Source organism: Tenacibaculum sp. (genome assembly GCF_048269885.1).
In the GTDB taxonomy this organism is placed as follows: Bacteria; Bacteroidota; Bacteroidia; order Flavobacteriales; family Flavobacteriaceae; genus Polaribacter.
In genome coordinates this window covers 1-5,576 of record NZ_JBLWTZ010000053.1, presented here as the reverse complement: position 1 = coordinate 5,576, position 5,576 = coordinate 1, and the positions used below count along the sequence as shown (strand labels likewise).

Sequence of the window (5,576 nt, the reverse complement as noted above, 5' to 3'; positions counted from 1 at the left end):
CAATAATTCTCTCTAGCCCACCGACATCAAAACTATAGACTAGATGACAGATATGTATTTTTTTACTTTGCATATCATCCTATTACGAGTAATAAAATATTAACTAAACAGTAGCGTTTTTTAGAATTTCTTTCTACTGTCATGTAATGAATATTATTACAGCATAAGCTTAATATTAACAAGTTCACATCGATACTTATTGACTAATAATCAACAATTAAGGATTCCTTAAATTATGATAGTTCGCTCTCGCTCTCCCCTACGACTCGGACTCGCTGGCGGAGGAACAGACTTATCTCCTTATTGCGACACTTTTGGAGGTTGCGTTTTGAACGCAACCATTAATATGTATGCATACTGTACGATTGAACTCGTTGAAGCGCCGCAAGGCATAAACTTTCTCGCGCAAGATATAGAAAAAGAGTATTACTCTCCGTTGACTTCTCACTTAGCACTTGAAGGTGAGCTAATCTTACATAAAGCGGTCTATAACCGTATTGTTCGTGAATATAACAATAACGAACCATTGGCGGTAAGGGTTTATACCTATTCAGATGCACCGCCAGGTAGTGGTTTAGGATCGTCATCAACAATGGTAGTTACAATACTTAGTGCCTATCAAGAATTATTACAATTACCTTTAAGCGAATATGACATAGCTCGGATGGCATATGAAATAGAAAGAATTGATTGTAAGTTAGCCGGTGGGAAGCAAGATCAGTACGCGACTACTTTCGGCGGTTTTAACTTCATGGAGTTTTATGAACAAGACAGAGTTATCGTTAATCCGCTCCGTATTAGACAAAACATTATAAACGAGTTAGAAAGTCAACTAATCTTATTTTTTACTGGGGTATCTAGGTCATCAGCAAAAATTATTGACGATCAGGTAAGAAGTACGACTTCAGATAACACAAAAGCTCTAGATGCAATGCATGAAGTAAAGCAGTTATCTTATGCAATGAAAGAGTGCTTATTACGCTCCAATATTGATGGAATGTCCGAACTATTCAGAAAAGCTTGGCTGGCTAAAAAATCTACTTCTAACTCAATATCAACAGAACATATTGAGACTATAGCTGACAAAGTGCTCAGTGCAGGAGCCAAGTCTTTAAAAATCAGTGGGGCTGGTGGAGGGGGATTCATGATGCTATTTGTTGACCCCATATATCGTCTAAAAGTGGAACGTCTTTTAGAGGAATTAGAAGGAAAAGTACAACCTTTTCGCTTTACACAACAAGGAACCCAATCATGGAGAGTTTAGAATACCTAAAAAAACACATTGAAAGCTCTATTGAGGTAAAAAAAACCCTTCTAGATAATACAGTCGTTTTGTCAAATATTTTAAAAGCATGTGAGCTATGTTTAGAAGCATACAAACGTGGTAATAAAGTCATTCTCGCAGGGAATGGTGGTAGTGCCGCAGACTCGCAGCATATAGCTGCGGAATTTGTCAGCCGCTTTGAGTTTGACCGTCAAGGTTTACCGGCATTAGCATTGACGACCGATACATCAATTCTTACTGCGATTGGAAATGATTATGGGTTTGAAAAACTGTTTGCCAGACAAATCCAGGCTAATGGGCAAGCAAATGATATTTTTATTGGTATCAGTACATCCGGTAACTCTAAAAATATTTTGCTAGCAATGTCCGAAGCGAAAGCTCGTGGCCTAGTGACTATAGGTTTAGCTGGTAGTGGAGGAGAAATAAATCGATATTGCGATATTTGTATACAAGTTCCTTCTGAGCATACACCTAGAATTCAAGAGTCACATATTTTAATTGGCCACATTATTTGTGCATATGTTGAGAAGGAATACTTTGGTGGATAAAAAAAAGTTAACGGCAATAATACTATGCGGTGGGTTAGGCTCAAGGTTAAGCTCAATTACAAATAACGAAATACCAAAACCAATGATTGAAGTTGCTGGACGACCATTTTTAGAATATGTACTGAATTATCTTGTTAGACAAGGAGTTACTAAAGTAACTCTGGCAGTGTCATATAAAAAAGAATTAATAATGGAACATTTTGGCAACAATTATAAAGGACTGAATATTAGATACTCAATAGAAGAAACCCCTTTAGGAACAGGAGGAGCAATTAAACACGCAATTTCAGTAAGCATGTTAGATGATAGTGACTATTTTCTTGTTCTCAACGGAGATTCTTATTTATCTTACCCCCTAAAAAGAATGCTCGACATGTTTGATGACAATGGTGCGGACTTGGTTATTGCTTTAAAAAATGTGGATGACACCGGACGTTATGGACGAGTATCATTTAACTTAGACAACAAAATAAAATCATTCGAGGAAAAGAAAAACGGACTACCAGGCCAAATCAATGCAGGAGTTTATCTACTATCGAAAAAAACTATAGGTTTACTTCCTGAATTATCATCGTTTTCATTCGAAAAAGACTTTCTAGAAGAAAAACTGCCGTTAAAGAGTTTTTCGGCATTCGCTACATTAGTTGATAGTTATTTTATTGATATCGGAATTCCCGAAGACTATCTTAAAGCTAATCAGGACTTCCAAATGAAACAAGAGCAAGGTTTAACCTCCGATGATTAACACTTAAAAGCTAGATAACTTTATGTAGTTAATTAGTTTATGGATAAAAGGTCTTAATCAGCATAGTTGCAGATAATATAGCAGGAAAATGAATTATGGTAGCGTTAACTTTCATAATCCCCATACGACACTACGAAAGCTCCCCTAATTGGGATACAACAAAGAAAAACCTTGCTTCAACTATAAACTCTATCAACTCTCAGACAAGTGATAACTGGAGATGCATAATAGTTGCGAATCGAGGTTCAAGTTTGCCTCCTTTACCAGAAAAAGTTCATGTTCACTGGGTCGATTTTCCACCAAATCATAATTACAATCGCAATTCATCTAATCATTCAGATTTTGTAAAATCTATTAGAATAGACAAGGGGCTAAGAATTGCTGCGGGTATAAATTACTCAAGAGAAACAGACTACTACATGTTTGTAGATGATGATGATTTTATCAACAATAAACTAGTACAATTTGTAGAGCAAAACCCCGATAGCAATGGTTGGTATTTCCATACTGGACTAATATGGAGAAGTAATTCAAGTTATATATTTAAACAGGATAATTTTTCAAAGTTCTGTGGTACATCGCATATTATATCTCAAAAATTAATTCCAAAAGACATCGATACTAATAATAATTTAACTTACGTGGAAAATATGCTTGGAAGTCATACTAAAATTGAAGATATATTAAAAAACAACAACACTCCGCTAAGAAAACTACCATTCCATGGAGCCGTTTACCACATTGGACACAATGACACACACAGTAATTTAAGCGGTTATTTTAGATACATATTCAACAGAGAATCTATTTCTAATCCTTTATTAATCATCAAAAAATTCCGGTCATTAAAAAAAATGGATCGAAATACTTTATCAACTTTTTTTGGAAATTAGAACACAACGACCCTTTAGTGTTTTTATTCACCATTCAAGCTTTTCATAACGATAAAACTTTCCTTACGTAATATTAGTCTAAGCCATTTCTTAATTAGATTAAAAAAGCTTTTATCCGAAGGTCTAAAATTTTTCCATGGTGATTGTTTTAAATACTTGAAATACATTTTTTGGTATGGGTGATTACACGTATAATACCAAGGCCTTGCCCGTCCATTAAAGTGTACAATTTTTGCGTTATTTCTAACTCGTTTCAACTCTTTATCACCCAACTTAGCAAAACTATTTCGTCTAAAAAATGGCGTAATTACATTAAAAGTATAATCCAACGAATACCTTTGCTTGTGTAAAACGCCATTTAGTGCATCTTGATCTGGATTTAATGCGATCTCTTCATTATCTATTAGAAACTGAAGAAGTACATCTCTATACTGCCCTTCTCTCCATGCATCTAAATTAAAAAGTAAAACACCTGAATTAAAATAGTTATACTCTGTAGGTAAATGGCATCTATTATGGCTATCGGAAAAAGGAATATCAACCGCACCAATAACAAAATCGTCATATGTTAGCTCGAACAATTCACTAATATCACCAACAACTATAGTATCGGAATCGATATATAATACTCGTTTTTCTTGTTTACCGAAAAATTCGTCGACCCAAAATCGTAAATAAATATCTTTATTATATTGATTAATCAATGGGAAGGGTTGTAAACGCTCTGAAGAGAAATCAATAATTTCCAACTGTACATTATTAAAACCTTCAATACATTTAAATAGATTATTTTTAGATTCATTGCTCAAGGATACACCTGCGACAACAATATGAAAATTAGATTTAATGTTGTTTTTTAACAATGATATAATACAAACACCGCAGTGTTGTGAAAAACTATCGTTCGAAGTTAACAAAATATTGTAAATCATCTTTCACCCATCCCAAACAATATAATTATAATAACTTTGTAAATTGGTATAAAATCAATTAACGTTGAAATATTCATCATAACAATCTGAAACTTGATTTAATTTTGAGTTAAACCATTGTTCATTACTCAGAATCGGTTTTGTTTTGCAAACAATTTTCTTAAGTTGCCTGACTAACAGTTTTTTCTTCACACTGTTTGAAGCGATTTTGATGTAACTATGTGAACTACAAGGCCAAAGACTAAGTAGCGAAATTGGTTCATAGCTAAGTTGCATTGAATGGCACCAGTCCTGCCATTTAAATTCATTAATCTTATCTGCACTACTAACAGGTATCCATGGAATCCGCATTGTATCCGCAACAATGGCTCCATGCATAGCTTCTGCTAGTATTAGCTTACACGACATTATTTTTTCCATAACATCTTTAAATTCGTTTCTGGGATCTATATACAGTAATCCCATATCATTACATAACCTTTCCCACTCTTTGTTAGCAACAGCATGGTGAGGAATGTAACCAATTTCTGACGCATGCTCACAATACTTAAATTTCTCTTTGGCTAAAAGAATAGCGGGATCTGTAATAAATCTATTATCTTCAAGATTTAGCCTTCTTGCAGTCAATGGGCCACGTACAAATTTAACATCCCATAAATCATCTATAATAGGAGCAGTCCCGTAACCCGTACCGGCCCCCAAAACAACTTTTTTACCTAATATTGGTACATGTTGGTTTAATATAGTACCTATAGCAACGATAAGCGTATCACTAGACACTACGTTATATTCATTATCTAGATTCAAGAACACGTTACCAGCAAAATCGTGTCCAAGATATTTTTCAACTATAAGTTTATTTAAATCATCCCCAAAGTTACCGGGTGTAACTCTAAATATTTTCTTTTTTTCACTAAATGTCATCTAACAACTACTCTCTTAAAAATCAATCTATACAATGGAATAAAAAATGTTTTATAAACGAAATCAAACTCTGAATACTTGAGTCTCAACATCATCACGAACAATACTGAAATTGCAGAGTAGAAAATTGCTCCAAAAATAATTGCTATCAATAATGAAAAAATTGTTGAATCGATATTAAATAAATTTTCAACAAATATTACCCCAACAATCATTAAAGAAGATGATATCAAAAACGGTAAGACAAGC

7 protein-coding genes are annotated in these 5,576 nt (G+C 34.0%); 4 read left to right on the top strand and 3 right to left on the bottom strand.

From position 1 onward, the window contains the following. The first annotated feature begins 526 nt into the window (after positions 1-526). The 4 genes from ACN0WY_RS17405 (at position 527) to ACN0WY_RS17390 (ending at position 3,471) form a co-directional block, all read left to right on the top strand. A complete protein-coding gene (locus ACN0WY_RS17405; protein WP_417801200.1) occupies positions 527-1,264 on the top strand; it encodes a hypothetical protein in 738 nt (245 codons plus the stop codon). Continuing rightward, entirely contained in the window at positions 1,252-1,833 is a 582-nt protein-coding gene (locus ACN0WY_RS17400) for a D-sedoheptulose-7-phosphate isomerase (protein WP_417801199.1), read from the top strand. Before ACN0WY_RS17405 ends, ACN0WY_RS17400 begins: the two co-directional genes overlap by 13 nt. Beyond that, on the top strand, positions 1,826-2,578 hold the full coding sequence (locus tag ACN0WY_RS17395) for a nucleotidyltransferase family protein (protein WP_417801198.1): 753 nt from the start codon (positions 1,826-1,828) through the stop codon (positions 2,576-2,578). The genes ACN0WY_RS17400 and ACN0WY_RS17395 overlap by 8 nt, the downstream gene beginning before the upstream one ends. A gap of 95 nt (positions 2,579-2,673) precedes the next feature. Beyond that, on the top strand, positions 2,674-3,471 hold the full coding sequence (locus ACN0WY_RS17390; RefSeq protein ID WP_417801197.1) for a glycosyltransferase family A protein: 798 nt from the start codon (positions 2,674-2,676) through the stop codon (positions 3,469-3,471). 23 nt (positions 3,472-3,494) lie between these two features. On the opposite strand, the gene ACN0WY_RS17385 is transcribed toward ACN0WY_RS17390, so the two are convergent. The 3 genes from ACN0WY_RS17385 to ACN0WY_RS17375 form a co-directional block, all read right to left on the bottom strand. Then, positions 3,495-4,403 (bottom strand): glycosyltransferase family 8 protein, encoded by a 909-nt coding sequence (locus ACN0WY_RS17385; protein WP_417801196.1) that lies wholly within the window; start codon positions 4,401-4,403, stop codon positions 3,495-3,497. 54 nt (positions 4,404-4,457) lie between these two features. Continuing rightward, positions 4,458-5,327: a polysaccharide pyruvyl transferase family protein gene (locus ACN0WY_RS17380; protein ID WP_417801195.1), complete on the bottom strand. Its 870-nt coding sequence runs from the start codon at positions 5,325-5,327 to the stop codon at positions 4,458-4,460. Next, a partial coding sequence (locus ACN0WY_RS17375) for a hypothetical protein (RefSeq protein WP_417801194.1) occupies positions 5,324-5,576 on the bottom strand: 253 nt, incomplete at its 5' end. The genes ACN0WY_RS17380 and ACN0WY_RS17375, both read right to left, overlap by 4 nt.